This is a genomic window from Burkholderia sp. HI2761 (genome assembly GCF_002223355.1).
Taxonomy (GTDB): Bacteria; Pseudomonadota; Gammaproteobacteria; order Burkholderiales; family Burkholderiaceae; genus Burkholderia.
On sequence record NZ_NKFN01000009.1, the window covers coordinates 520,987 to 547,536 of the forward strand.

The 26,550-nt window shown below is 67.2% G+C and carries 20 protein-coding genes; 8 read left to right on the plus strand and 12 right to left on the minus strand.

All coding sequences use genetic code 11. The annotated features are described in order from the left end of the window. Window positions 1–14 precede the first annotated feature (14 nt). The 6 genes from CFB46_RS34260 to CFB46_RS34285 all read right to left on the minus strand — a co-directional run bounded on the left by CFB46_RS34260 (window position 15) and on the right by CFB46_RS34285 (window position 7,359). A complete protein-coding gene (locus tag CFB46_RS34260; RefSeq protein ID WP_034185532.1) occupies window positions 15–1,010 on the minus strand; it encodes a LysR family transcriptional regulator in 996 nt (331 codons plus the stop codon). 234 nt (window positions 1,011–1,244) lie between these two features. Further along, the gene (locus CFB46_RS34265; protein WP_027786652.1) at window positions 1,245–2,426 is read right to left on the minus strand and encodes a CaiB/BaiF CoA transferase family protein; all 1,182 of its coding nucleotides are present in this window, start codon (window positions 2,424–2,426) and stop codon (window positions 1,245–1,247) included. Window positions 2,427–2,444: 18 nt separating this feature from the next. Continuing rightward, on the minus strand, window positions 2,445–4,397 hold the full coding sequence (locus CFB46_RS34270) for an AMP-binding protein (protein WP_034185533.1): 1,953 nt from the start codon (window positions 4,395–4,397) through the stop codon (window positions 2,445–2,447). Window positions 4,398–4,412: 15 nt separating this feature from the next. After that, window positions 4,413–5,618: an acetyl-CoA C-acetyltransferase gene (locus tag CFB46_RS34275; RefSeq protein ID WP_027786654.1), complete on the minus strand. Its 1,206-nt coding sequence runs from the start codon at window positions 5,616–5,618 to the stop codon at window positions 4,413–4,415. Window positions 5,619–5,709: 91 nt separating this feature from the next. Then, the gene (locus CFB46_RS34280; RefSeq protein ID WP_027785805.1) at window positions 5,710–6,459 is read right to left on the minus strand and encodes an SDR family NAD(P)-dependent oxidoreductase; all 750 of its coding nucleotides are present in this window, start codon (window positions 6,457–6,459) and stop codon (window positions 5,710–5,712) included. A gap of 24 nt (window positions 6,460–6,483) precedes the next feature. After that, complete coding sequence (locus tag CFB46_RS34285; RefSeq protein ID WP_027785806.1) at window positions 6,484–7,359, minus strand: MaoC/PaaZ C-terminal domain-containing protein; 876 nt, start codon at window positions 7,357–7,359, stop codon at window positions 6,484–6,486. Window positions 7,360–7,601: 242 nt separating this feature from the next. Between CFB46_RS34285 and CFB46_RS34290 the strand changes: the two genes are divergently transcribed. The 6 genes from CFB46_RS34290 to CFB46_RS34315 all read left to right on the plus strand — a co-directional run bounded on the left by CFB46_RS34290 (window position 7,602) and on the right by CFB46_RS34315 (window position 16,351). After that, entirely contained in the window at window positions 7,602–8,753 is a 1,152-nt protein-coding gene (locus CFB46_RS34290) for an acyl-CoA dehydrogenase family protein (protein WP_027785807.1), read from the plus strand. 712 nt (window positions 8,754–9,465) lie between these two features. Further along, window positions 9,466–12,984 (plus strand): pyruvate carboxylase, encoded by a 3,519-nt coding sequence (locus CFB46_RS34295; protein ID WP_027785808.1) that lies wholly within the window; start codon window positions 9,466–9,468, stop codon window positions 12,982–12,984. Between the two features lie 483 nt (window positions 12,985–13,467). Continuing rightward, entirely contained in the window at window positions 13,468–14,220 is a 753-nt protein-coding gene (locus tag CFB46_RS34300; RefSeq protein WP_063831215.1) for an IclR family transcriptional regulator, read from the plus strand. A 7-nt stretch (window positions 14,221–14,227) separates the two neighbouring features. Further along, a complete protein-coding gene (locus CFB46_RS34305) occupies window positions 14,228–15,016 on the plus strand; it encodes an IclR family transcriptional regulator (protein WP_027785810.1) in 789 nt (262 codons plus the stop codon). Window positions 15,017–15,106: 90 nt separating this feature from the next. Further along, entirely contained in the window at window positions 15,107–15,820 is a 714-nt protein-coding gene (locus CFB46_RS34310) for a nitroreductase (protein WP_051421416.1), read from the plus strand. 117 nt (window positions 15,821–15,937) lie between these two features. After that, window positions 15,938–16,351 carry a YybH family protein gene (locus CFB46_RS34315; protein WP_027785812.1) on the plus strand — a complete coding sequence of 138 codons (414 nt, stop codon included), beginning with the start codon at window positions 15,938–15,940 and terminating at the stop codon, window positions 16,349–16,351. A 78-nt stretch (window positions 16,352–16,429) separates the two neighbouring features. Here CFB46_RS34315 and CFB46_RS34320 read toward each other — a convergent pair whose 3' ends face one another. Then, window positions 16,430–17,269, minus strand: coding sequence for an alpha/beta fold hydrolase (locus CFB46_RS34320; RefSeq protein ID WP_051421417.1), 840 nt, complete (start codon window positions 17,267–17,269; stop codon window positions 16,430–16,432). 630 nt (window positions 17,270–17,899) lie between these two features. Between CFB46_RS34320 and CFB46_RS34325 the strand changes: the two genes are divergently transcribed. Continuing rightward, window positions 17,900–18,535 (plus strand): TetR/AcrR family transcriptional regulator, encoded by a 636-nt coding sequence (locus CFB46_RS34325; protein ID WP_051421418.1) that lies wholly within the window; start codon window positions 17,900–17,902, stop codon window positions 18,533–18,535. Window positions 18,536–18,574: 39 nt separating this feature from the next. Here CFB46_RS34325 and CFB46_RS34330 read toward each other — a convergent pair whose 3' ends face one another. From CFB46_RS34330 to CFB46_RS34350, 5 genes are all read right to left on the minus strand, one after another. Next, on the minus strand, window positions 18,575–19,474 hold the full coding sequence (locus CFB46_RS34330; RefSeq protein WP_063831217.1) for an alpha/beta fold hydrolase: 900 nt from the start codon (window positions 19,472–19,474) through the stop codon (window positions 18,575–18,577). 267 nt (window positions 19,475–19,741) lie between these two features. Continuing rightward, window positions 19,742–20,851, minus strand: a complete 1,110-nt coding sequence (locus CFB46_RS34335; RefSeq protein WP_089502473.1) for a porin — start codon at window positions 20,849–20,851, stop codon at window positions 19,742–19,744. Window positions 20,852–21,447: 596 nt separating this feature from the next. Further along, complete coding sequence (locus CFB46_RS34340; RefSeq protein ID WP_080681396.1) at window positions 21,448–22,266, minus strand: SDR family NAD(P)-dependent oxidoreductase; 819 nt, start codon at window positions 22,264–22,266, stop codon at window positions 21,448–21,450. Window positions 22,267–22,314: 48 nt separating this feature from the next. Beyond that, window positions 22,315–23,787, minus strand: a complete 1,473-nt coding sequence (locus CFB46_RS34345; protein ID WP_034185493.1) for an aldehyde dehydrogenase — start codon at window positions 23,785–23,787, stop codon at window positions 22,315–22,317. A gap of 29 nt (window positions 23,788–23,816) precedes the next feature. After that, entirely contained in the window at window positions 23,817–25,256 is a 1,440-nt protein-coding gene (locus CFB46_RS34350; protein ID WP_027785818.1) for an MmgE/PrpD family protein, read from the minus strand. A 325-nt stretch (window positions 25,257–25,581) separates the two neighbouring features. Between CFB46_RS34350 and CFB46_RS34355 the strand changes: the two genes are divergently transcribed. After that, on the plus strand, window positions 25,582–26,394 hold the full coding sequence (locus CFB46_RS34355; protein ID WP_027785819.1) for an enoyl-CoA hydratase/isomerase family protein: 813 nt from the start codon (window positions 25,582–25,584) through the stop codon (window positions 26,392–26,394). The last annotated feature ends 156 nt before the right edge of the window (window positions 26,395–26,550 follow it).

A 26,550-nucleotide genomic window follows, 5' to 3' on the forward strand; every position in this document is an offset into this window, starting at 1 on the left:
CGGGACGCACGCGCTCAGGGACGTTTCGCGCGCCGCTTGCGCGGCGGCGCTGACGCGACGGAAGCGGCAGGCGCGGCCGTTCGCGTGGCCGCGTCCGCTGTGAGCTGTTCGCGTTTCTCGACGAGGAAATCCATCAGCGCGCGCACCTTCGCCGGCATCTGCTCGCGCGACGGCGTGTACAGGTAGTAACCGGGAAACGGCTTGCACCACGGCGCGAGCACACGCACCAGCGTGCCGGCATCGAGATGCTCGCGCAGCGCGATGTCCTGGTGCTGGATCAGGCCGATGCCTTGCAGTGCCGCGCGTATCATCCCGTCGTCGTCGTTCGTGATCGTGGTGCCTTGCGGCTCGACCTCGAACGCATGCCCTTCGATCTCGGGCGACGTGAATTCCCAGCGATAGATCGCGCCGCTCGTCGTATGGCGATAGCAGAGGCAGTTGTGCCGGATCAGATCGGCGGGCGTCGCCGGCGTGCCGTGACGCGCGAAGTAGTCGGGCGAGCCGGCTACGACCATCTCGAGCATCGGCGTGATCGGCACGGCCACCATGTGCTCGGCCAGGCTCTCGCCGAGCCGGATGCCCGCGTCGTAACCGTGGGCGATGATATTCGACAGCCCGTCGTCCATCACGAGCTCCACGCGCAGCAACGGATAGCGCGCCATGAATTCGCCCAGGTGCGGTTCGAGCAGCTTGCGCGCGGCCACGCGCGACGTGTTGATGCGCAGCAGCCCGGACGGGGCGTGGCGGACTTCGTGCAGGTTGCGGATCGCCGCTTCGATCGAGTCGAAAGCGGGGCGCAACGTGTCGTACAGCCGTTGGCCGTCTTCAGTCAGCGACATGTCGCGCGTGGTGCGGTACAGCAGCTTCACGTTCAACTGCCGCTCGAGCGCTTTCAGGTTCTGCGAAAGCGCGGCGCGCGACACGCCCATTTCCGCGGCGGCCTTGGTGAAGCTCAGATGGTGCGCGATGTGCACGAACCAGACGAGGGAAGGGAGCTGGGACGGATCCATGATGCGATTGTCAAGTGTGACTGACGAATATAGTTGAAATTCGATGGGCGGGTAAGCGGCGAAATGCCGATATCGGCCGGCGCGCGGGAACCGGGAAACGGGCGCGAAGAGGGGGAAGCGCCGGCGCGTGCGCGCCGGGCGGCCGCGCAGGCCGCGAACTGGCTTGCGTGCAGCGAGTCGGCACCGATCCGCGCGCACCGGGCAGCGGTGCGCGCGACGATGCAGTCGATCCGGTCAGACGATCTTGCGCGATCGCAGCTCGGCCACTGTCCGTGCGTCGAAGCCGATGCCGGCGAGGATTTCGTCGGTGTGTTCGCCGGTCAGCGGAGGCCGCGTATGGATTTCAGGCGGCGTGCGCGACAGCGAAACCGGCGTCGCGAAGATCGGCACCGGTTTCGGCGCGCCAGGATAGTCCATCCAGCGAATCACGTCGGCGGCCTTGATGGTTTCGTCCTCGAGCGCCTGGCGCGGCGAATTGACCGGACTGGCCGGGATCCGCGCCGCCTCGAGCGCGGCCAGCGCGTCGGCGAGCGTCTTGTCGGCGCACCATTCGCTCATGATGTCGCTGAGGAACGCGCCGTTCTCGCCGCGCAGCGTATCGTTGGCGAAGCGCGGATCGTCGAGCAGTTCAGGCCGCCCCACGAGCTGCGTCCAGCGCTTGAACATCGGTCGGCCGATGACCTGCGTGATGAACCAGCCGTCCGTGGCCTTGAAGATGTCGGACGGCGCATAGCCGGACGCGCGGTTCAGCGTGGCCTGACGATCGAGGCCGAGCAGCGCTTCCTCGATCAGTGCGCCGCTGGCCATGTTCAGGCCCGTACACAGCAGCGACGCGCTGACTTCCTGGCCCATGCCGCTGCGCTGGCGTTCGTAGAGCGCCAGCACCACGCCGAGCGCGCAGGAAAACGCCGTCGCGAAGTCGACCACCGGCACCATCGCCTTTTGCGGCCGGTCGGGCGTGCCGGCCATATACACGGCGCCGCTGAGCGCCTGGCCGACGCCGTCGAAGCCGACCCGATCGCGCACGGCTTCGCTGTTGCCGAACGCATTGGACGCGACGAGAATGACGTCGGGCTTGATCGCGCGCAAGCTCTCGTAGTCGAGTCCGAGATGCTGCAGCGTGCGAGGCGGCATGTTCGCGATCACCACGTCGGCATCGACGACCAGCCGGCGCACGATCTCGCGCCCTTCCGGGCTGTCGAGATCGAGCGTCATCGAGCGCTTGTTGCGGTTGACCTGCAGAAACAGCGCGCCCTCGCCGTGTTCGGTCACGGGCACGATGAAGCGATCCTCGCCGCCGCCGACGCGGTCGATGCGGATCACGTCCGCGCCGTAGTCGGCGAGCAGCGCCGAGCAGAACGGCCCGGCGATGAAGCGTCCGAAATCGAGGACCTTGATGCCTTCGAGTACTTTCATGTTTCGTTTGCGGTAGGGTCAGGCGGAGGTCGCGGCCGTGCGCACTTCGTCGAGCGCACCGGGATTGTCGAGCGACGACAGATCGCCCGGCGGCTGCCCGCAGTACACGCTGCGGATCACGCGCCGCATGATCTTAGAGCTGCGCGTCTTCGGCAGTTGCGCGACCACGTGCACGCGGCCGGGCCGGAACGGGCGGCCCAGGCGCTTGTCGACGTGGCCCGACACGAGCGCCTCCAGATCGGCGCCGGCGATCGCGGCGTCGGGCTTCGGCACGACGAACACGACGAGCTTCTGCCCCTTGTCCGCATCGGCCACGCCGATCGCAGCCGCCTCCGCCACGTCCGGCAGCTCCAGCACGACTTCCTCGACCTCGGCGGGCCCGAGGCGCTTGCCGGCGACCTTCAGCGTGTCGTCGGAGCGGCCCATCATGAAGTAGTTGCCGTCGCGCGTGCGCAGCGCCAGGTCGCCGTGCACCCAGATGCCCGGAATGGTGTGCCAGTAGGTTTCCAGATAGCGTTCGTCGTCGCGCCAGAACGACTGCGTCATGCCGACGAACGGCGCGCGGATCGCCAGCTCGCCGACCTCGCCGGTCACGCTGACGCCGTCGGCATTCACCACGTCGGCGGCCACGCCGGGCGATACGGTATTGAAGCCGCTCGGCGGAATCGGCCGGATCGGTACGCTCGCGAGCAGCGCGCCCGACGCCTCGGTGCCGCCGGTGTAGTTGATGACAGGTGCAGTGCCGTCGCCGAAGCGCTGCAGGAACCAGTTGAAATGTTCGGGTGCGATGCCTTCGCCGGCCGTGATCAGCAAGCGCACGGTCGAGCGGTCGCCCGCGAGCGCCAGCCCTTCGTGGCTGGCCATGCCGCGGATCAGCGTCGGCGCCGAGCCGAAGTGCGTGACGCGGTGACGTTCCACCACGCGCGACATGCGCGACCAGTCGGGGTAGTCCGGCGCGCCGTCGTAGCACACCAGCGTCGAGCCGCGCAGCAGCGCGCAACCGAGTACCAGCGTGCCGGCGATCCAGCCCATGTCGGCGGGCCAGCAGTAGACGTCGCCGGGATGCACGTCGAAATGTACGAGCGAATCGTGAGCGATCTTGATCGGGAAGCTGCCGTGCGTATGGACCACGCCCTTCGGCTTGCCGGTGGTGCCCGACGTATAGATCACCATGAACGGCGTGTCGGGCGTGACCGACACCGGCTCGATTGCGTGGTCCGCCGCGGCGCGAGCCGTTTCCTGCCAGTCGAGGTCGCGCGCGTCCTGCGCGGTGTCGCCTTCGCCGCGCTTCCAGATCACGTGTTCGAGCAGCGGCAACTGGCGCCACGCATCGCGCAACGCGCCCTGGACGTCCACGCGCTTGGTGCGGCGCGAGAAGCCGGTCGACGCGATCACGATGCGCGCTTCCGCAGCCGACAGGCGCGCGACGATCGCATCGACGCCGAAGCCGCTGAACAGCGGCACGACGAGCGCACCGAGATGCACGATCGCGAGCAGCGAGACGGTCGCCTCGATGCCGTTCTCCATCAGCAGGCCGATGCGGTCGCCCTGTTTGACGCCGCGCTGCGCGAGCCCCGCCGCAAAATCGCGCACGCGCCGTTCGAGTTCCGCATAGGTCAGCTCGCTCACGCTGCCGTCCTCGCGCTCGGCCACCACGGCCTTCTGTTGCGCGGTGGCGGGGTGGCGCGCCCAGCCGTAGATGGTGTTGACCCAGTTGAGCTTGCCGCCGGGGAACCACCTCGGAAACTGCGGGCCGCGCGACAGGTCGACGTAGCCCGTAGGCGGCACGTCCCACGCGATCGCGCATTCGCGCATCACGGTCTGCCAGTAGCGCTCGGGCTCGTCGATCGACACGCGCATCAGTTCTTCATACGACGGCACGCCGAGCGCGCGCATCAGCGTCACGATGCCGGCGTTCTGCAACTCGCGCTGGCCGGGTTGCCACGCGCGGGCGGATTCATGGTCAGTCATGATCGGTCTCCTTGCTCAGGCGCGCTCGACGATCATCGCGATGCCCTGACCGCCGCCGATGCACATCGTTTCGAGGCCGTAGCGGACCTTGCGGCGCTGCATCTCGTGCAGCAGCGTGCTCATGATGCGCACGCCCGTCGCGCCCACTGGGTGACCGAGCGAGATGCCGGAGCCGTTCACGTTGAGCTTGTCCTCGAGCGCGTCCATCGAGCTGCCCCAGCCCTTGACGCAGGCGAGCGCCTGGCACGCGAACGCTTCGTTGAGCTCGATCAGGTCCATCTGGTCGAAGCGCAGGCCCGTGCGTGCCAGCACCTTCTGCACGGCAGGCACGGGACCGATACCCATGCGCGCCGGATCGCAGCCCGCAGCGGCCCAGCCGACCAGCCAGCCGAGCGGCGTGAGGCCGAGTTCGTCGAGCTTGTCCTCGGCGACGATCAGGCAGGCGGCGGCCGCGTCGTTCTGCTGACACGCGTTGCCGGCCGTGACGACGCCGTCCTTCATGATGGTGCGCAGTTTGGCGAGGCTCTCGGGCGTCGTGTCGCCGCGCACGCCTTCGTCCTGCGCGACGATCAGCGCGTCGCCCTTGCGCTGCGGCACCGACACGGGAACGATCTCGGCGTCGAAATGGCCGGCCTGCTGCGCGGCCGCGGCGCGCCGGTGGCTGCGCGCGGCGAACCGGTCGGACGCTTCGCGCGTGATGTCGTATTCGCGCGCCAGCGTCTCGGCCGTCTCGATCATGCCGCTGATGCGGCCGAAGCGGCTTTCCGGCTGCGAGCGCTCGCGGCCGCGGTCGAGCCGGTCGTGCATCGTGACCGAACCGGCACGCTTGCCCCAGCGCATGTCGGTCGTATAGAACTCGACGTTGCTCATGCTTTCGACGCCGCCGGCCATCACCACGTCGGCCGCGCCTGTCTGCACCATCATCGCCGCGGTGGCTAGCGCCTGCACACCGCCGCCGCAGCGCCGGTCCAGCTGCATGCCGGCCACTTCGATCGGGAAGCCCGCTTGCAGCGCGACCCAGCGCCCCGTACACGGCGTCTCGCCGCTCGCATAGCTTTGCGCGAACACGACGTCGTCGAGGCGCGCCGGGTCGAGCCCGGTACGCTCGACGATGGCGCGCGCGACGGTGGCGCCGAGTTCCTCGACGGGAACGCCCTTCAACGTTCCGCCGAACGCGCCCACCGGGGTGCGCAGCGGAGAGACGATGGCTGCTCGTTTCATTTGGAATGCCTTTGAATGTCGTCAATAATCGGCCACCGTCGCGCGCGTGTCACGCGCCGGCGGCCTGGGTTGTTGCGCTGCCGCCGCCGGATCAGCCGTAGCGTCCGCCGGTCACGTGCAGCACTTCGCCGCTGATGAAGCCGGCACGCTCGCTGGCGAGGAACGCCACCGCGTCGGCGATGTCGTCCGGGCGCCCGACGCGCTTGATCGGCTGCGCGGCCACCGCACGCTCCTTGATCGTTTCGTAGGTCGGCAGCGCCTGCACCATTTCCGTTTCCATGAAGCCCGGCGCGACGCAGTTCGCGGTGATCCCGTAGCGGCCTTCCTCCATCGATAGCGCCTTGGCCATGCCGATCAGGCCGGCCTTGGCGGCGGAGTAGTTGGCCTGCGTCGGGTTGCCGAGGTACGCGCGCGAGCTGATGTTGATGAGCCGGCCCCAGCCCTGCTCGATGAAGTGCGGCATGACCGCTTTCGCGGCCAGGAACGCGCCCTTGAGCATGACGTTCATCACGAAGTCCCAGTCGTCCTCGCTCATCTTCACGAGGTACTTGTCGCGCGGCGCGCCGGCGTTGTTCACGAGGATGTGCACACCGCCGAAATGCGCGACCGTTTCATCGACGAGGCGCTGCACGTCGGCCGCGCACGTGATGTCGCCGACGATGCAGTGCGCGGCGAGCCCTTCGTCCTGCAGCGCTCGGGTGGTGGCTTGTGCCAGCTCGGCATTGATGTCGGTAACGACGACGCTCGCGCCTTCCTGCGCGAGCCGGCGCGCGGTGGCGGCGCCGAGGCCGCGCGCCGAGCCGGTGACGATGGCGACCTTGCCGGTCAAACCCAGATCCATGACTGTCTCCTGAAGAATTGCGTATCAGCGCAGGTCGACCCGCGCGTTGGTCAAAACCACCACGTTGCGCTCCACGGCCGTGACGCGCAGTGAAACCGTGTCGCCGCGCACCCACATCTCGGTACGCAGCGTGTCGCCGGGCCAGGCTGGCGCGGTGAAGCGCACGCGCATGCCCGCGAAGCGCGTGTCGTCGTAGGCCAGTACCGTGCGCAGCACCGCGTGCGCGGCCACGCCCATCAGCGCCATGCCGTGCAGGATGGGGCGCGCGAAACCGGCCGCGGCGGCCACCGCCGGGTCGGCATGCAACGGATTCAGGTCGCCGCTCAGGCGGTAGATCAGCGCCAGTTGCGCGGGCGTGGTCAGCTCGCAGACGTGATCGGGCTCGCCGTCGGGCATCGCATGCGGCACCGGCAGCGGCGTGGTGCTGCCGCCGTCGCCGAAGCCGCCGTCGCCGCGCAACAGGCTCAGTTGCACGACGGTCGCCAGCAGGTGGCCCGTGTCGGCATTGGCGATCTCGCGCGTCTGCTGCAGGAACGCGCCCTTGTTTTCGCCCTTGTCCCACAGCCCGGTGATGCGCGTCGTGCCCGTGACGCGGCCGCTGGCCGGCAATGGCGCGTGAATCCGGATTTCCTGTTCCGCATGCAGGATCTTTTGCCAGGTGATGCCGGTGTCCGGCTCGCGTGCCCAGAAACCGGGATAGGCGAGCACGTTCGCCATGGTCGGCAGCGCGCGCAGCGACGTGCCGGCGCGGCCTTCGTAGACGTAACGCAGTTGCCCCGCGTCGAGCGGATCGGCGCCGAGGCCCACGCCGAGTGCGTAGAGCTGCGTATCGCGCAGCGAGTACGCATGCTCGATGGGCGGGAACGGACGGGACAGCAGATGATCGGGCTGGAGCGGCATGGCAAACGTGACGGCAGTGGATTCGAGTGCTCACGATGGAGCCGCGTGGTTGTCGGGTCAACGGATCGGCGCAGATTGTTCCGTACCTTGGCAGGCGTCCGGGCCGCGGTGCGCGCCGGCCCAATGTCGGCCGTGCCGGCGCCGTTTCATTCTTCGGAACGTTTTTGGCCGTGCAATTGTTTCGGGCCGGCCGCCGGCGCAGCATCTCGTCGTCTTTCTCATCTTTTTTCAGGCCCACCGACATGATTCGCGATCAAGAAACGCTCAACGGCCTGCTCGACTCCATCGCCCGGTTCGTGCGCGAGCGGCTCGTGCCCAACGAGGAACTCGTGGCCGAAACCGACGAGATTTCCGACGACATCGTCGCCGACATGAGGGCGCTGGGCCTGTTCGGCCTCACGATTCCGGAGCGCTTCGGCGGTCTGGAACTGACGATGGAGGAGGAGGTGCTGGCGGTGTTCGAGCTGTGCCAGGCTTCTCCGGTCTTCCGCTCGCTGTTGGGCACGACCGTGGGCATTGGCTCGCAAGGGATCCTGTTCGACGGCACGCCCGAACAACAGGAGAAGTACCTGCCGCGCCTCGCGACCGGCGAGCTGATTGCGTCCTTCGCGCTGACCGAACCGGAAGCCGGCTCCGACGCGGCGTCGCTGCGCACCACCGCGATCCGCGACGGCGACGACTACGTCGTGAACGGCACCAAGCGCTTCATCACGAACGCGCCGCATGCAGGCATCTTCACGTTGATGGCGCGCACCAACCCGGAAGACAAGGGCGCGGGCGGCATTTCGGCGTTCATCGTCGATGCGAAGTCGCCCGGCATCAGCTTCGGCAAGCGCGACAAGAAGATGGGACAGAAAGGCGCCCATACCTGCGACGTGATTTTCGACAACGTGCGCGTGCCGGCCGCGAACCTGATCGGCGGCAAGGAAGGGCAAGGTTTCAAGACGGCGATGAAGGTGCTCGACAAGGGGCGTATCCATATCGCGGCCGTCTGCGTGGCTGTGGCTGAGCGGATGCTGTCGATGGCGTTGTCGTACGCGATGGAGCGCAAGCAGTTCGGCAAGCCCATCGCCGATTTCCAGCTCGTGCAGGCGATGCTGGCCGACAGCAAGGCCGAGATCTATGCGGCGCGCTGCATGGTGCTGGACGCCGCGCGCCGGCGCGACGACAAGCTGCCAGTCAGCACCGAGGCATCGTGCGCGAAGCTGTTCGCGTCCGAGATGTGCGGCCGCGTGGCCGATCGCGCGGTGCAGATTTTCGGCGGTGCCGGCTACATGGCCGAATATGCAATCGAGCGTTTCTATCGCGACGTGCGCCTGTTCCGGATCTATGAAGGCACGACCCAGATCCAGCAGATCGTGATTGCCCGCAACATGATTCGCGACGCGCAATAAGGCGCGGTGTGCGCCGTCGCAATTTCAAAATCAGAACTCGATTTCAGAATTGAACGAATTTTGAAACCGCCTTTGAACGATCTCCACGCGCGTCGGGGCCGTGCGGTCGAGATCCGATGTGGCCTGCTTTTTGCATGATTGAACCTCGACGCATGGGGCGCCCGCCGGCCACGCAGGTATCTCCGCGAGCCAGACGGGCCGGGCCGAAGAGCGACAAGCTTCTATACACGCAAGGTGATGCAATGACTGGCTATCAAAAGCGAAATGGCTACCGCAAGACGATGCGCGCAGGCTCGGGCTCGAGGGAGCGGGGGAACGCCTTCGAACAACGACGGCGCAGCCCGGCGACCGGCCCCGCGATGTGAACTGGGCGTGGGCGAGATCCGGTGCGGGTTACGACTGGATGGACCACGCGCCGCTTTTCGAGCACCGCGACTGAAATCGTGGCGGCCCGCGTCGTGGCGCGGGCCCCCGTGTCCCGATCGACGACCGACCGGCCGGTCTCCTGTTGGTCTGCCCGGTTGGTCGGCTGGATGCTGTTCGTCGTCGCGTCGTCGATAGCGGCTATCGGGCGATATGACGACGATGTCGACTGGCGAAAGCCGGGACGAAAGCAACGCCGCGTGACCGACGCGACGATCCGTCGCCGCCCCGTGAATCAGGCAGGCGGTGGATGGCGCGTCGGCGCACCTCATTCAACCCTTCACAATCCATGGCTGCCGTGACGCCTACCCCCATCCAGTCCATCCTGATCGCGAACCGCTCGGAGATCTCGATTCGCGTGATGCGCGCCGCCGCCGAGCTAAACATGCGCACCGTGGCGGTGTATTCGAAGGAAGACCGCCTCGCGCTGCATCGCTTCAAGGCGGATGAAAGCTACCTGATCGGCGAAGACAAGAAGCCGCTCGCCGCGTATCTCGATATCGACGACATCCTGCGCGTCGCGCGCCAGGCCAAGGTCGATGCGATCCATCCCGGCTATGGCTTCCTGTCGGAGAACCCCGATTTCGCGCAGGCCGTGATCGACGCGGGCATCCGCTGGATCGGCCCGTCCCCCGACGTGATGCGCACGCTCGGCAACAAGGTCGCCGCGCGCAATGCGGCGATGGCGGCCGGCGTGCCGGTGATGCCCGCCACCGCGCCGCTGCCGGACGATCTCGACGCATGCAAGGCGCTGGCTGCGGAGGTTGGCTATCCGCTGATGCTGAAGGCCAGCTGGGGCGGCGGCGGGCGCGGCATGCGCGTGCTGGAAAACGCACAGGATCTCGAGACGCTGCTGCCGGTCGCGCGGCGCGAAGCGCTGGCCGCGTTCGGCAACGACGAGGTGTACGTCGAGAAGCTCGTGCGCAATGCACGGCACGTCGAAGTGCAGGTGCTCGGCGATATGCACGGCACGGTCGTTCATCTGCACGAGCGCGATTGCACGGTGCAGCGCCGCAACCAGAAGGTCGTCGAACGCGCGCCGGCGCCGTATCTCGATCGCGAAGGTCGTCATGCGCTCTGCGAAGCGGCGCTGCGGCTGATGCGCGCGGTCGGCTATACGCATGCGGGCACCGTCGAATTCCTGATGGATGCCGACACGAGCCGGTTCTATTTCATCGAGGTGAACCCGCGCATCCAGGTCGAGCATACGGTGACCGAAATGATCACCGGGATCGACATCGTGAAGGCGCAAATCCGCATTACGGAGGGCGGCCGGATCGGGCTTGCCGAAGACGTCGTGAACGGCGCCGGAACGCTCGCCGAGCGCGCGGCCGGCGTGCCGGCGCAGCAGGACATCCCGCTGAACGGCCATGCGCTGCAATGCCGGATCACGACCGAGGATCCGGAGAACGACTTTCTGCCCGACTACGGCCGGCTCACCGCCTACCGCAGCGCGGCGGGCTTTGGCGTGCGGCTCGACGCGGGCACCGCGTACGGCGGCGCGGTGATCACGCCGTACTACGATTCGCTGCTCGTCAAGGTCACGACGTGGGCGCCGACCGCAGCCGAATCGATTCATCGGATGGATCGCGCGCTGCGCGAATTCCGCATTCGCGGCGTCACGTCGAACCTGCAGTTTCTCGAGAACGTGATCAATCATCCGGCGTTCGTCGCCGGCGACGTGACGACGCGCTTCATCGACAGGACGCCGGAACTGCTCGCGTTCGCGAAGCGCGGCGACCGCGCAACGAAGCTGCTGCGCTATCTCGGCGAGCTGAACGTGAACGGCAACGCGGAGATGAACGGCCGCACGCTGCCGGCGCTGCCGTTGCCGAAACCGGTGCTGCCGAAGGTCGACACGGCGGTGGCGATTCCAGCCGGCACGCGCGATCGCCTGCGCGAGCTCGGCCCGGAAAAATTTGCGCAATGGATGCTCGAGCGCAGGCAAGTGCTGCTGACCGACACGACGATGCGCGACGCGCACCAGTCGCTGTTCGCGACGCGCATGCGTACGGCCGACATGCTGCCGATCGCGCCGTTCTACGCGCGCGAGCTGTCGCAACTGTTCTCGCTGGAATGCTGGGGCGGCGCAACCTTCGACGTCGCGCTGCGCTTCCTGAAGGAAGACCCGTGGGAGCGCCTCGCGCAACTGCGCGAGTGCGTGCCGAACATCCTGTTCCAGATGCTGCTGCGCGGCTCGAACGCGGTCGGCTACACGAACTACGCGGACAACGTCGTGCGCTTCTTCGTGCAGCAGGCCGCGAGCGCGGGTGTCGACGTGTTCCGCGTATTCGACTCGCTGAACTGGGTGCGCAACATGCGCGTGGCGATCGATGCGGTCGGCGAAAGCGGGATGCTGTGCGAAGGCGCGATCTGCTACACCGGCGACCTGTTCGACACGTCGCGCTCGAAATACGACCTCAAGTACTACATCGGCATCGCGCGCGAGTTGCAGCAGGCCGGCGTGCACGTGCTCGGCATCAAGGACATGGCCGGCATCTGCCGTCCGCAGGCGGCCGCCACGCTCGTGAAGGCGCTCAAGGAAGAAACCGGGCTGCCGGTGCATTTCCATACGCACGACACGAGCGGGATTGCCGCGGCGTCCGTGCTCGCGGCGATCGGCGCGGGTTGCGATGCGGTGGACGGCGCGCTCGACGCGATGAGCGGCCTCACGTCGCAGCCGAACCTGTCGAGCATCGCGGCGGCGCTCGCGGGCAGCGAACGCGACCCGGGGTTCGATGCCGATCGCCTGCACGAAGCGTCGATGTACTGGGAAGGCGTGCGCCGCTATTACGCGCCGTTCGAATCGGAGATTCGCGCGGGCACCGCCGACGTCTATCGTCACGAGATGCCGGGCGGCCAGTACACGAACCTGCGCGAGCAGGCACGCTCGCTCGGCATCGACCATCGCTGGACCGAGGTGTCGCGCGCATACGCGGACGTGAACCGGCTGTTCGGCGACATCGTGAAAGTCACGCCGACGTCGAAGGTGGTCGGCGACATGGCGCTGATGATGGTCGCGAACGACCTGAGCGTGGACGACGTGCGCAACCAGAACAAGGACATCGCATTCCCGGAGTCGGTCGTGTCGCTGTTCAAGGGCGAGCTCGGTTTTCCGCCGGACGGCTTCCCGGTGGAGCTGTCGCGCAAGGTGCTGAAGAGCCAACCGCCGGCGCCGTATCGCCCTGGCGACCAGCTTCCGCCAGTCGATCTCGACGCGGTGCGCGTGCAGGCCGAGGCAGCCTGCGAGCAGCCGCTCGACGACCGGCAATTGGCGTCGTACCTGATGTATCCGAAGCAGACGGTCGACTACTACGCGCACGTGCGCGCGTACAGCGACACGTCGGTGGTGCCGACGCCGGCGTTCCTGTACGGCCTGCAGCCGCAGGAGGAGGTGGCGATCGAGATCTCGCCGGGCAAGACGCTGCTCGTGTCGCTGCAAGGGCAGCACGCCGATGCGCAGGACGGCATCGTAAAGGTTCAGTTCGAACTGAACGGTCAGCCGCGCTCGGCGCTCGTCGAGCAGAAGACGGTCGTGCAGGCCGGCAAGGAGCGGCACGGGCTGCAGCGCGCCGATCCGGGCAACCCGCTGCACGTGGCCGCGCCGATGCCGGGGTCGGTGGTGACGGTGGCCGTACAGCCGGGCCAGCGCGTGATGGCCGGCACGACGCTGATCGCGCTCGAGGCGATGAAGATGGAAACCCACATCGCGGCCGAGCGCGACTGCGAGATCGCGGCCGTGCATGTGAAGCCCGGCGAGCGCGTCGCCGCGAAGGATCTCCTGATCGAGCTGAAGGGCGACGCGTAACGCGGGCGGTGGCGGCCCGGCGCGGCGGGCGGCGGACCGCCGCCGCGCCGCGTCTTCGTGCCATTCCCGGATTCGTCTAACGTTCCGTACTTTGATCCGTCGCGCCGCGCTTGTTCCGTCTCGAATTTGGCGGAAAACCACGAAGAGGAACTGCCGGCGGCCGATTTCGAGGCCACTTATGTTTTCAGAGTACGGAACATATTGGAACTACAATTGACGCGTTTACCGGTTGGCTTCTCTAATGAAGCCATCGGACGGTCGCGTGCCGCGCGCGCCGCCACGCTGCGTGGCGGACCGCGTTGACCGACCGGTACACGCAAGTTCACGGCCGCTTCCAGAGCCAGATCGAGACAAACGGAGCAATCGATGTCGCCGCAGTCGAACCGGGCAGCGCTGCCCCTGTCAGGACAGGAAAACGCGGGTTGGCACGATGGGCCGACCGGAGACAGAGAGCGTCCGGAAGGCAGCCCCGCGTCCGGCGCGATGGTCGTTCCGCTCGCGCGCAGCCTGGCAATCCTCGCCGCGTTTTCGCCGCACGAGCCGTGGCTCGGCAATCAGGAACTCGTGATCGAGACGGGCATCCCCGCACCGACGGTGTCGCGGATGGCTCGCTCGCTCGTCGCGCTCGGCTATCTTCACTATTCGCCGCAGCGCCGCAAGTATCGGCTGGCGGCGCCCGTGCTGTCGCTCGGCTATGCCGCGATCGCGCATTCGAACGTGCAATTGCTGGCGCGGCTCGAGATGCAGGCCTTCGCGAACGCGAACGAAACCTACGTGATGCTCGGCACGCGCGACCGCCTCGACGTGATCGTGCTGGAGACGTGTGCGGGCAAGCCGGCCTCGGTCGACCTCAAGCTGTATGCGGGCACGCGGCTGCGCATCGCCTCGTCGCCGATGGGCTGGGCCTTGCTGGCCGCGCTGCCGGAACTCGAGCGCTTCTACCTGCTCGGCAATATCGAACGCAAGACCGGCCGCGACTGGCCGAGCCTGCGCCGCCGCATCAGCGAAGGCATTTCACAGGTACACAACGTCGGCTACTGCATGTCGCTCGGCGAATGGGAACCGGACCTGACGATCCTCGCGGTGCCTCTGGTGGTGCAGGATCACACGCCGCTCGTGCTGGCCTGTATCGGGCGCAGCGCGCGGCTCGGGCGCGCGCGGGTTGAACGGGAACTCGGGCCGAGGCTGGTGGCCGCGGCCCAGCACCTGCAGGAGCAGGCGGTCGTGACCGACTGACATGCCGATGAACAGAACCGACAAGCAACATGGCGTCACGCTGACCGTCGAGCGCGGGCTCGAGGTGCTGCATGCGTTTCGCGCGGCGCGTGCGCCGCTGTCCAACGCGGAACTCGTGCGGCGCACCGGTCTGCCGAAGGCCACGGTATCGCGGCTGACCACGACGCTGATCTCGATCGGCTATCTGCGCCGGGTGGGCGGCGGGCGGCAGTTCGAACTCAGTGCCGGCGCGTTGAGCATCGGCCACGCGTATCTGGAAGCCAATGCCGTCACGCGCCTCGTCGCGCCCGTGATGCAGAAGCTCGCCGACAAGCTGAACCTGTCGGTCGCGCTCGCGGTCCCGCATCGGCTCGACATGGTGTATATCGCGTGGCGCGCAAGCGCGCGGATCGCGACGCTGCGGCTCGGCGTCGGTTCGCTGCTGCCGATGGCGACGACCGCGGTCGGGCGCGCCTACCTGTATGGGCTGCCGGAGGCGATGCGCGCGCCCCTGATCACTCAGCTGCTCGATGCGGCGGGCGACGATGCGGAGACCGTGCGCGAGAACCTCGATGCGGCATTCGAGGATCTGCGGCAGTCGGGCGTATGCATGTCGGTCGGCGAGTATCAGCGCAACGCGTACGGCATTGCGTTGCCGATCGTGGTTGGCCGCACGCAAACGCTGATGGCGCTGAATTGCGGGGCCGTGGAACTGGAGCCGGACATGGCGGCGATCCGCGAGCGTGTGACGCCCGAACTGAAGGCGGCGGCCAAGACGCTGTCCTTCATCCTGAACGACGTCGACTGCGAGCCTTGATGATCGGATTCAGTGTGTTCGGGTCGCTGGTCGATCTAACTAATGATAGTTTCAATCGAAATGCAAGCTACCGCTAACCGGAGACGTGGGATGCAGGCGCAACGAGACGGCAAGGATGCAGGCGACCGGTCGGCAGCCGATGTGGAAACGCTCGAACGCATTGCCGCCGAGCGGTACACGTGCCGTGCCTATTTGCCGGACGCGGTGCCGACCGACGTGATCGAGCGCATCGTCGAGATCGCGAAACGCGCGGCGTCGTGGTGCAACGTGCAGCCGTGGCATGCGATCGTCACGTCGCGCGACACGACCGAGCGTTTCCGCGCGGCGCTCGTCGCCCATGCGGCGCAGCATCCCGGCATCGACGCAGACATGCCGTTTCCGGACGAATATCGCGGCGTGTACGGCGAGCGTCGGCGGGAAGTCGGCTATGCGCTCTATGCGGCGCTCGGCATCGCGCGCGACGACCGCCCGGCGCGCGAGCGGCAGGTTGCCGAGAACTTCCGGCTGTTCGGCGCGCCGCATGTCGCGCTGCTGACGATCCCGGCCGAGCTGGGGCCGTACGCGGCGCTCGATTGCGGCGCGTTCGTCGCGTCGTTTCTGCTGGCGGCGCGCGCGCACGGCGTCGCAACGACCGCACAGGCGGCGCTCGCTCATCACGCGCGGTTCATTCGCCGCTATTTCGGCATCGGCGACGAGCGCCGGTTCGTCTGCGGCATCGCGTTCGGTTATGCGGACATGACGCATTCGGCCAACGCGTTCCGCTCGACGCGCGCCGCCATCGCGGACGTAATGCAGCTGGTTTGACGCATGCCGTTCCCATCGATTCGCGGCGTGCCAACGCATGGCGCCAGCGAACGGCCAGATCGACGAATCCGGCCGGCAGCCACGCGTGCCGGCGCCCAAAAACAGGAGAACAACACGATGACTGGAACGAACCATACGCCCGGCCCGGCGCTGGCCGTCGTGCAGGCCGCATGGAACGCGGCTGCGCGCGACTGGAATGCCGACGCGTTGACCGGCGTCTACACGACCGATGCGCTGTTCTTCGGCGGCCGGCCCGGTCACGCGGCCGGGCACGATGCGATTCGCGCGTACTTCGCGTCGTACGAAGGCGTGATCAGGTCCGCCACGCTGGAACTGGTCGAGCAGCAGTTCATCCGGTTCGGCGACGACTGCTTTCTCGCGCAGGGCTACGGCGAATTCGCGTTCGTGCTCGGCGACGGCACGACGTCGCGCTCGCGTCTGCGCACGACGCTCGTGATCGCGGCGCAGCAGCACGAATGGAGGATACGCCAGCATCATTTCTCGGCTTCGCCGGACACGCCGCCGATCTGAGGGGGTGATTCGCACGCGAGGGCCTCGGGGCGCCCGTGCGCCGTGGCCCATACCGCGGACGCCCGCATACCGCGCGCCTTACGTCGTGCCGACGTGACGCGCGAGAAACTGCTCGGCGGCGCGGCCGAACACGTCGTTGCGGTCGCCGGCGACCATGTGTCCCGCCGCGGCGACGTTCACGTATTCGGCGTGCGGGCACAGTTCGAGAAACTCGCGCACGCCCGCTTCGCTGACCACGTCGGAACTGCCGCCGCGCACCAGCAGCGTGGGGAGCGCGAGGTTACGCGCGCACGCGGAGAAGCGGGCGTGACGGGCGGGCAGGTCGGTCGTTCCCGACAGAAAGCGCGGATCCCAATGCCAGTGATAGCGGCCGTCGTCGCCGAGCCGGACGTTCTTCGACAGGCCGGCATGATTACCCGAGTGTGAACGGTGCGAACGATAGCGCCCGATCGCATCGGCGACTTCGTCGAGCGAGCCGAATCCGTCGGGGTTCTGCTGCATGAAGGAACGGATGCGCGCGACGCCGGCCGGCTCCGTATACGGCACGATGTCGACCAGGATCAACGCACGCGCGTCGAGCTTGCGTTCGCCGATCGCGACGAGGCTCGTGCCGCCGCCGAGCGATGCGCCGATCAGCACCGGCGGGCGACGGGCGCCGAGCGCGTCGACGACGTGGCGCAGATCCCTGACGAATGCGTCCTGGCTGTAGTCGCCGTCGGCGCTCCAGTCCGAGTCGCCGTGTCCGCGCGCGTCGAAGGCCACCGCGAAATAGCCGGCGCTGCCGAGCAACGCGCCGGTGCCACCCCACGCATGACGCGTCTGGCCGCCGCCATGCAGCAGCACGACGAGCGGGGCGTCGGGATGCCCCCATGTGTCTCCGGCGAGCCGCACGCCGTCGGCGGTACGCCACAGATGCATGGGCTCGGGGGTGCCGGGAAGGCGGCGTCCCGGCCTCGTCGGAGTGCGCGCGATGGTTTGGCTGGATGGCGTCATGACGGATCGAGAGGGATTGAAGGGGCAGCGTGGATGCGGTCCGCGGTTCACCGCGCCTTCCAACTTCGCCGGTGCACGCACGCGTGTCAACGCGGGCGGCCGCGGCGTTCCGTACTGTGAGCGTGCCGGCCGATCGCGCGGTGGCGGTTCCGCGCGATCGGCTGCGCGACGTCGCGCGGCGAGCGAGAGATTCAGGCAAAGCCGCGGGAGGTGCGCCGCGCGCGACCGGCCGGCCGCCGCGGTTGCGGTTCGCTGGCTCACGCCATGAAAATACGCTACCCTGTCAAACATTAGTTTTGTGTCACATGGCGGCAGGCGATAGGATCAGGCATTACCCGGAAGACGCAGACATGCCGCCGGCCGCCGTCGCGCGCCGGAACGGCAACGGGACGGACAATCGCTTGCGCGGCGTGCTGCACGACGCCGCGTGGCCGGTGGCCCCGCATGCGGCATCCGGCGTGCTTCACTTCATCCAGATTCTTGATAACAGTGGACGGCTGATACACGAACGTGCGAAAGCGAAATGTAAATCCCAGCGCGGATACCCGGGAAACCTTGCTGCGGCTTGCCGCGCGCTCTTTTGCGACGCAGGGCTATGCCGCGACCACGATGCGCTCGATCGCGGACCAGGCCGGGATCGAGGCGGCCAGCATCTACTATCACTTCTCGTCGAAGGAAGAATTGGTCGACGTCGTGATGGAGCACGGCGCGGACAGCATCGTGCAGCACATCAACGAGCATTTCGACGCACTGCCGCCCGATGCGACGGCCGAGGCGCGCTTCAAGGCGGCGCTGCTCGGGCAGATGAGCGCGCTGATCAAGTTTGGCGACTACGCGCTCGCGCACGGCAGGCTGCTGACCCAACTGCCCGAGAAGGTGCGGGAGCGCCAGGTCAAGCGGCGCGAACGCCATCAGCAGCTGTGGACCGCAGTGTTCGACGGCTTGCGCGCCGAAGGCCTGCTGCGCGAGGACGTCGACATCGCGCTCTGCCGCGTGTTCGTGCTCGGCTGCATCAATTCCGTCCAGACCTGGTTCGACCCGAAGAAGGGTTCGCTGGACAAGGTCGCCGAACAGCTCAGCACGATGTTCTTCGAAGGCGTGAAGCCCGCGGCAGGCGCGAAGCGCGCGGCAGCCGCGAAGCCTGCCGCGAAAGCGAAGCGCAGCACCCGCAAGGGCGAACTGGCCGCGTGAGCGGGCCGGCGATTCGAGGCGACGTGCTCGTCGGCCCGCTCACGCGGCCGCGCGATTCCGCAGCACGTGGTCGCGCGGCATCCGGCGCTCGAGAAAGTCGAGCACGGTCTGGCCGAACAGGTCGTTGTGTTCGCCTGCACTCGTATGGCCGGCATCCCGGACGTCTGTATGCTCCGCATGGGGGCACAGGCTCAGGAACTCGCGTGCGCCCGTCTCGCTGACGATGTCGGAGTCTGCGCCGCGCACGAGCAACGTCGGCAGCCTCAGGCGACGCGCGCTGGCCGCAAAGCGCGCATGGCGGCGCGTCAGGTCGCGCGGCCACGCGAGAAAATGCGGATCCCAGTGCCAGTGATATTTCCCGTCGTCGTAGCGCAAGCTGCGCGCGAGGCTTTCCTCGCTGAGTGCTTGCGGCGGATGCGCGCGATCGTGGCGGATCGCGTCGGCCGCCTCGTCCAGCGAGCCGAAACCGTCCGGCCGCTGTCGCATGAACGACTGCAGGCGCAGCGCGCCCGCCGGTTCGACGAAGGGCGCGATGTTGACGAGCACGAGCGCCGCCGCGTCGACATAGCCTTCGCCCACCGCGAGCAGGCTCGTTCCTCCACCGAGCCCCGCGCCGACGAGGATCGGACGCCGGCCGTCGAACATCGCGACCACTCGTTCGAGGTCGCGGATCATCGCGCCCTGGCTGTAGTTGCAGGTTGGCGACCAGTCGGACTCGCCATGACCGCGCGCGTCGAACGCGACCGCGTAAAAACCCGCCGCGCCGAGCAAGCGGCCCATTCCGCTCGACGCATGCCGGGTCTGCCCGCTGCCGTGCAGCAGGATGACCGGCGTGCCGTCGGGGGCGCCCCATGACCGGCCGGCGAGCCGGAGCCCGTCGGCGCTCGTCCACGTATGCCGGATACCGGTCGGCCCGGCCGCATGCGTTTGCGTCGTCATTGCATTCTTCATGATTCGATTGCATTCGCGTGGCGGGGCCGCCCTTCGTCGAGCCGCAGCCCGGCGCCCGCGATCCGCGGTCCTTATCCACCGGCGTTCGGCGCAGCGATGCCGGCATGCCATCCGTGCCGAACAGGTCTGCGCACGGATTCGCATACGTTCGCCGCGGTTTGCAATCGCGTCAATCGCGGCGGCCGGAATGTTCCGTACTCCGGCCGGACGAGGGCGGCAACGCGTCGCTTGGCGCTCCCGTCGAAGATCGCCGCGCTAGAACCGCTTGTTGATCCCGACGATCGCGCCGACCGTCGTGCCCGACACGCCGTACAGCGCATTGTCGATCGACAGCCCGAATCGCTCGCGGCCGTGGTTGTTCACCGCGCCCACCTGCATATAGAGCGAGGTCGCCTTCGACAGGAAATAGCGCGTCGTCAGCGCGCCGAGCAGCGTGTGATTGTCCGAGTCGTGCGGGTCGTGGATGTACCACAGGCCGGCATTGATATCGAGCTGCGGCAGCGCGTAGTAGTCGAAGCCGACGTTCCAGACGTTGTTGGTGCCGCCGTTCACGACGCCGCCGGCCACCGTCGTCGGCACCTTGTAGCTGGTGAACGAACCCTTCACCGTGAGCCGGTCGAAGTGGTAGCCCACGCCGATCATGCGGCCGAAGAACGGCTGCTGGAAGGTCGTCAGCCCGGCGGAGCCGTGGCCTGAACTCGAGTCGTACATCGCGGCGTTCACGACGAGCCCGCGAAACTCGTAGCGCGCGCTGAGCGAGTACTGCTGCCCCGCACGATAGTCGCCCGGCACGCCGCCGAACGCATACATCGCACTGCCGGAAAACCCGGCGAACTTCGGGCTCGTATAGGTGATCGCATTCGGATTGAAGGTGCCCACGAACGTGTTGTCCGCATACACGGAGAACGCCGTGCCGAACTGGCCCGCGTTGCGCGGATCGGCCTCGTAGATCGCCAGCACGAACGGCGAATACTGCACGCCCGCCTTCAGCTCGCCGAAGTCGCCGTTGAGCGCCAGCCATGCCTGGCGGCCGAACAGATTGCCGTTGCTGTTGTCGAAGCCGCCGTTGACGACACTGACGCCGCTCTCGAGCCTGAAGGTCGCCTTCAACCCGCCGCCGAGGTCTTCCTGTCCGAACAGGCCGAAATTCGACGGCTCAAGTCCGCCGTTGATGAGGCTGAACTGCTTGCCGCGATTGGCGCTGGTTGCCGCATTGAGTGTCTTGCTGGTGAACAGCATCCCCACGTCGAGCGTGCCGTACAGCGTGACGCTGCTTTGCGCCCATGACCATGCGGGCAGCATCGCAATGCCAAGCGCGAATATCGTCTTCTTCGTGCCCAACCCTGATGATCGGTTTACATTCATTTCGAAATCCGAATTTAACGAAAGGTGAAGGAACGGTGCATATCGGGCCGCTGATGCCTTGCAGCAATATTCAAGGCCGTCGGTCGGGTCGCGACGTCCGGCAGCAGACACGCTGTGCCGGCTCGACGTTAATCTAACGTTAGGTAGATTGAGGTGCGCAACATCGAATCTCCATTGGGTATAACCCGAGGCGAATTCCTGCTTTCACGCGACGATCCACTGGATGAATTTCGGCGTTCCGTACTTCAACGCATTCAGGCGCGTTTCTTTTTAAAAAAATCATCCGTTATACGGAATAAATCGAATGGGAGCGTTTCCAGGCGCGTAACGGAAGCCGTGTTCGCGCGAGTGACGCGTGATGCCGGTGCCAAAAGACGTTTTATCCGGCGGAACGCATTTTTTGCGCGTGTTTGCCGAAAATCGGCAATTCGACGGCCTGAGCGGACAGGTGGATTTGTGCTGCCGGGGAGCGTGTGAATGAAGGAGAGGGAGAAGAAGGGGGGCGGGCAACGCGGACGATCACTGGCGATGACGGCTCGGGCGGACCGTCATCGCCAGCCGCACAAACTGCGCGACGGGCGCGTGGCGCAGCGCGCCTACTTGCCCATCGGTTTCGCGAACATCATGTGCGACATGCCGCCGTCGCACGCGATCGACTGCGCCGTGATATACCCGGCGGCCGGCGACGCGAGATACACGATCAGATCGGCGACTTCCTCCGGCTTGCCGACCCGGCTCATCGGCAGCATCGTCGCCAGTTGATCGAGAATCTCCTGCGGCACCGAGCCGCGCGCCATCGGCGTGTCGATCACGCCCGGCAACACGACGTTGACGCGCACGCCGTAGGCTGCCCATTCGTGCGCCATCTGCCGGCTCAGCGTGATGAGCGCCGCCTTGCTCGGCCCATATGCGCCGCCCTGCGAATAGCCATGGACGCCCGCCAGCGAAGCCGTATTGACGATGGCCGCATGCGGGCTCTTCTTCAGGTGCGGCAGCGCGCTGCGCGCGAGCATCAATGCGCCGTCGACGTTCACCTGGAAGCCGGCACGCCATTCGTCGATCGGCACGTCCTCGAGCATCCCCGAGCGCACCAGCGCGGCGGTATTGATCACGACGTCGAGCCGTCCGAAGCGCTCGACCGTGGCGGCGATAGCCGCATCGATGTCCGGCTGTTTCGACACGTCGAGACCCAGTGCGATCGCCTCGGCGCCGTCGCGCACGATCTCGCCGGCGACGCGTTCGGCGTGGCCGGCATTCAGGTCGGCCACGGCGACGGCGCCGCCGTTGGCCGCGAACGTCTTCGCGCTGGCCTCGCCCATGCCGCTGCCCGCGCCGACTACGAGCGCGACCAGCCCCTTGATGCGTGAATGGATCATCCAGTCGCTCGGCGCGTCATGGCTGGATTCGGTGTTCATCGGTTGCTCCTCTTGATGTCAGGTGATGGATGGTTCGTACATCGGCACTCAGGCGGCCGGCTGGTCCAGGACGACGGTCTTGGATTCGAGGAACGCTTCGAGGCCGCCCGTGCCGCCTTCGCGTCCGACGCCCGATTGCTTGAAGCCGCCGAAGCCGATCGAGAAATCGGTGCGCGACGCGTTGTGGCCGACCGAGCCCGCGCGCAAGCGTCGCGCGACGCGCAGCGCCCGCTCGGTGTCATGCGTGAAGACCGCGGCATTCAGGCCGAAGATCGTGTCGTTGGCCATGTCGATCGCGTGTTGCTCGCTGTCGGCCGCGATGACCGACAGCACCGGGCCGAACAACTCGTTCTGCGCGATGCGGGAGCGGTTGTCGACGTTCGCGAACACCGTCGGTTCGAAGAAGAAGCCGCGCGCCAGATGGGCGGGCCGCTTGCCGCCGATCGCCAGCCGCGCGCCGTCGGACACGCCTTGCGCGACCAGTCGCTCGACTACGTCGCGCTGCGCGGCCGTCGCGAGCGGCCCCATGCTCGTCGCGTCGTCGAGCGGGTCGCCGAGCACCATGCCGCGCGCGGCCTCGACGAGCGCGTCGACCATCTGGTCATGCTTCGCGCGCGGCACGATGATGCGCGTTAGGCTGTGACAGACCTGGCCCGACAGATAACTGAAATACGGTGCGCCGAGCACCTTCGCGGCCGTTTCGATGTCGTAGTCGTCGAGTACCACGGCAGGCGATTTGCCGCCGAGTTCGAGCGTGACGCGGGCGACGCGTTCGGCCGCCACCGCGCCGATGCGCCGGCCCGCGCCGGTGGAGCCGGTGAAGGTGATCTTGTCCACGCCGGGATGGCGCACCAGCGATTCGGACACGGTCCGGTCGGCCGTCAGCATGTTGACCACGCCGGGCGGCAGGCCGACTTCGTCGCAGATCTGCGCGAACAGATGGCCCGAACTCGGCGTCTCGGGCGAATTCTTGATGACGACCGTGCAGCCCGCGAGCAGGGCCGGCGCGATCTTGTACGCGAGCAGCCCGGCCGGGCCGTTCCACGGCACGATCACCGCCACCACGCCGACCGGCTCCTGCACGCGGTAGGCCTGGTGGCCGGTCACGGCGCGCGCGGGCGCGACGAACGGATAGCTGTGCGCCATCGCCGCGTACTGGCGGAACGCACCGCTCAGGAACAGGCCGATGCGCGGTTTGGCAATCCGGTACAGCACGCCGGATTCGATACTCCAGCCGCGCGCGAAATCGTCGTTCAACGCTTCGAGGCGGGCGGCGATCTTCTCGAGGAAGGCGCCGCGTTCGGCCGGCGACAGGTGCGGCCACGGCCCGCGATCGAACGCACCGCGTGCGGCGCGCACGGCAGCGTCGACGTCGGCTTCGTTGGCCATCGCCGCGTGCGCAACCACGTCCTCGGTTGCGCAGTCGAGCACCGCGCGGGTGTCGGTGGAAGCGGGCGCCACCCAGCGTCCGCCGATATAGAGGCGATCCGCGTGCGGCATGTTCAGGGAAGGGCGGTTCATCGTTGGCGGTTCTCCGGTTGCGGGTCGGCTTACCGGCCGGCGGACCGCACGAACTGGCGGATCACGGTGCCGAAGTCGTCTACCTGCTCGAGGTTCAGCACGCTGTCGACGACGCGGTCGACGGTCGCGGCCGGCAGCAGGCCATCGACGAAGGTGCGGAACTTGCCGACCAGTTCGTCCGTCGTCATGTAGGTCGACGGATCCGCCGACGGCGTGCCCTTCGGGAACATCTTCTCGCCGGCGAAGACCTGGCCGCGTGCGCGCACTTCGACGCGCGACGGGCGGCTCGAGATGTCGGCCGAGATCGACTGGAAATAGGTGGGGTGCGTCTTCAGCGAGACGCGGCTCATCAGCGCCATCACGGACGGATCGAACACGACGGCCGGATCCTGCCAGCGAGGGCCCGGCGGAATGCGGTGCGCCGCGACCGCCAGCCCGTGCGAGAAACAGAACTGCGCGTCGTGCACCTCGAGAATTTCACGGTTGGTGAAGCAGGGCAGCACATAGGCCCAGCCTTCGCCGTACGACGTGATGCTGTCGATTTCGTCGGGCTTCAGGTCGTGCTGCGTGACGATGTCGATCAGCAGGTCGAGCGGCGCGTGCATCACGCGGCAGTGCGGATAGGGCTTGAACATCTGGAAGGCGGGGAAGCGCCACGTGTCGCCGAGATCGGCCGTGATCAGCTCGGGCGTCCAGCGATCGGTGCCGATGAAGCTCGCGTAGCCGTTCACTTCGTCATCGAGGATCCGAAGATCGCCGCGGTGCCCGAGTTCGCCCATGTCGGCGGCCGTGAGCGCGATATTGGTCAGGCCGCCGGCCAACTGGTACTTGATGGTCGCGGTGGGCGCGTGCGTGAACCACGCGCGCTGCGCATTCACGGGCGCCGATGCGGCGGCGAGGCCCAGTGCGTTGGCCAGTTGCGCCGACGACAAGCGCTTGAGCTTGCCCGCGGACGCGGTCGCGCCGAACACGGTGCTGCTATAGCCGACGACCGACGCGGGATTGGCGGACTTGCCGTCCTTGGTGTCGCGGTAGCCGGCCATCGCGGCGCCGAAGCGGTACGAGATCTCGTGCGACACCGCCACGGCGGCGATCAGATCCTTGCCGGAGCGGCCGTACACCTCGGCGGTCGCAAAGGCGCCGGGCAGCACGTACGGGCTCACGTGGCCCGGCAGCAGCACCGAGTCCGCATCGAGCGCGTTCAGCAATTCGCTGTTGGCGAACGCGGCGCCGTAGACGGTGGTGCGCTCGCCGGTGCCGATGATCGTCGCATCGCCTGCGCTGCCGCCGATGCGACGGCCCATTTCGACACCGATGCGCCCGCGCGGATGATCGATACCGGCCAGCGCGACGCCAAGCGAGTCGAGGATGTCGCGCTTGCATTCCTGCACGACGATGTCCGGCAGCCGCGCCGTGTCGACGCCGGCCGCGAAATCGGCCAGTTGCTGGACGATGGTGGGGGAAGTCATGTGTCTCGCTCCTCGTTCGAATGCTGTTTATGTCTGGACAAATGCGATCAGCGTTGGCTCGCGCGCCGTCGTGCGCAATGCCTGCGATCGAAACGTTCCGTTCTTCGAAAGCCGCGCGCCGCGTCGCGCGCGCGCGAACTGCCGCATGCGGGGATACCCTGATGGGAAATCGCCGCATGCAAAATAGAATAACGATTGTTAGTTAGATTGCGTGAAGCCGCCATGGCCTATACGCTTTCCCTTTTGCACCGCGAACCGACACAGCCGCACTTCGCCGGCGGGCGCGATACACGCCGCCCGCGCTCTCCCACTTCCCGGACTACGCATGAAATACGAAGACTTCCAGTTTCTCCTGTTCGATCGCCAGCCGGACGGCGTCCTGCTCGTCACGCTCAATCGCCCGGAGGTCATGAACGCGACGAACAACCGCATGCACTGGGAATTGACCAAGGTCTGGGGCGTGGTTGCCGAAGACCCGAGCGTCAAGGTCATCGTCGTGACGGGGGCGGGCGATCGCGCGTTCTCGGCCGGCGGCGATCTCGCCGTCGTCGAGGAAATGGCGGGCAGCCAGGAAGCCACGCTGCGCGTGATGAAGGAAGCGTCCGACATCGTCTACAACATGCTCGCGTGCGACAAGCCGATCGTCTCCGCCATCAACGGCACGGCCGTGGGCGCGGGTCTCGTCGTCGCGCTGCTGGCCGACGTGAGCGTGATGGCCGAGGATGCGAAGCTGACCGACGGGCATGCGCGCCTCGGCGTGTCGGCCGGCGATCACGCGGCGATCGTGTGGCCGCTGCTGTGCGGGATGGCCAAGGCCAAGTACTACCTGATGACCGCGGATTTCGTCGACGGCAGGGAAGCCGAGCGGATTGGGCTGGTCAGCTTCTGCACGCCGCGCGCCGACGTGCTGCCGCGCTCGCTCGCGATTGCCGCGAACCTCGCGCGCGGCAGTCAGACCGCGATCCGCGCGACCAAGAAATCGCTGAACAACTGGATGCGACTGGCGGGCCCCATCTTCGACAACTCGCTCGCGATGGAGATGTTGTGTTTCCTGGGCGCGGACGTGAAGGAAGGCGTCGCGGCATTGCGCGGCAAACGCCAGCCCGAATTCCCGTCGGCGCAGCTGCCGCAGTCGTAAGCGATCGAATGCCCGGGCTTCGGCCCGGCTGCCGCAGCCTTCTATCTAACTAACGGTAGGTAAAATCGCGCAGGCCGCGACCGCTTCTCGACGGCATGGCGCCTACCGAAGCTGCACGCTGTGCCTGCCATGGTGCGCGGCATTTTGAATTCGGGC

Excerpts from the sequence above, each read along its gene's own strand:
- CFB46_RS34305 (WP_027785810.1), top strand. The coding sequence starts at position 14,228 with ATGAACAGAACCGACAAGCAACATGGCGTCACGCTGACCGTCGAGCGC.
- CFB46_RS34290 (WP_027785807.1), top strand. The coding sequence starts at position 7,602 with ATGATTCGCGATCAAGAAACGCTCAACGGCCTGCTCGACTCCATCGCC.
- CFB46_RS34335 (WP_089502473.1), bottom strand. The coding sequence starts at position 20,851 with ATGAATGTAAACCGATCATCAGGGTTGGGCACGAAGAAGACGATATTC.
- CFB46_RS34315 (WP_027785812.1), top strand. The coding sequence starts at position 15,938 with ATGACTGGAACGAACCATACGCCCGGCCCGGCGCTGGCCGTCGTGCAG.
- CFB46_RS34320 (WP_051421417.1), bottom strand. The coding sequence starts at position 17,269 with ATGCATCTGTGGCGTACCGCCGACGGCGTGCGGCTCGCCGGAGACACA.
- CFB46_RS34285 (WP_027785806.1), bottom strand. The coding sequence starts at position 7,359 with ATGCCGCTCCAGCCCGATCATCTGCTGTCCCGTCCGTTCCCGCCCATC.
- CFB46_RS34345 (WP_034185493.1), bottom strand. The coding sequence starts at position 23,787 with ATGAACCGCCCTTCCCTGAACATGCCGCACGCGGATCGCCTCTATATC.
- CFB46_RS34280 (WP_027785805.1), bottom strand. The coding sequence starts at position 6,459 with ATGGATCTGGGTTTGACCGGCAAGGTCGCCATCGTCACCGGCTCGGCG.
- CFB46_RS34310 (WP_051421416.1), top strand. The coding sequence starts at position 15,107 with ATGCAGGCGCAACGAGACGGCAAGGATGCAGGCGACCGGTCGGCAGCC.
- CFB46_RS34265 (WP_027786652.1), bottom strand. The coding sequence starts at position 2,426 with ATGAAAGTACTCGAAGGCATCAAGGTCCTCGATTTCGGACGCTTCATC.
- CFB46_RS34270 (WP_034185533.1), bottom strand. The coding sequence starts at position 4,397 with ATGACTGACCATGAATCCGCCCGCGCGTGGCAACCCGGCCAGCGCGAG.
- CFB46_RS34330 (WP_063831217.1), bottom strand. The coding sequence starts at position 19,474 with ATGACGACGCAAACGCATGCGGCCGGGCCGACCGGTATCCGGCATACG.
- CFB46_RS34275 (WP_027786654.1), bottom strand. The coding sequence starts at position 5,618 with ATGAAACGAGCAGCCATCGTCTCTCCGCTGCGCACCCCGGTGGGCGCG.
- CFB46_RS34350 (WP_027785818.1), bottom strand. The coding sequence starts at position 25,256 with ATGACTTCCCCCACCATCGTCCAGCAACTGGCCGATTTCGCGGCCGGC.
- CFB46_RS34340 (WP_080681396.1), bottom strand. The coding sequence starts at position 22,266 with ATGAACACCGAATCCAGCCATGACGCGCCGAGCGACTGGATGATCCAT.
- CFB46_RS34300 (WP_063831215.1), top strand. The coding sequence starts at position 13,468 with ATGGTCGTTCCGCTCGCGCGCAGCCTGGCAATCCTCGCCGCGTTTTCG.
- CFB46_RS34295 (WP_027785808.1), top strand. The coding sequence starts at position 9,466 with ATGGCTGCCGTGACGCCTACCCCCATCCAGTCCATCCTGATCGCGAAC.
- CFB46_RS34260 (WP_034185532.1), bottom strand. The coding sequence starts at position 1,010 with ATGGATCCGTCCCAGCTCCCTTCCCTCGTCTGGTTCGTGCACATCGCG.
- CFB46_RS34355 (WP_027785819.1), top strand. The coding sequence starts at position 25,582 with ATGAAATACGAAGACTTCCAGTTTCTCCTGTTCGATCGCCAGCCGGAC.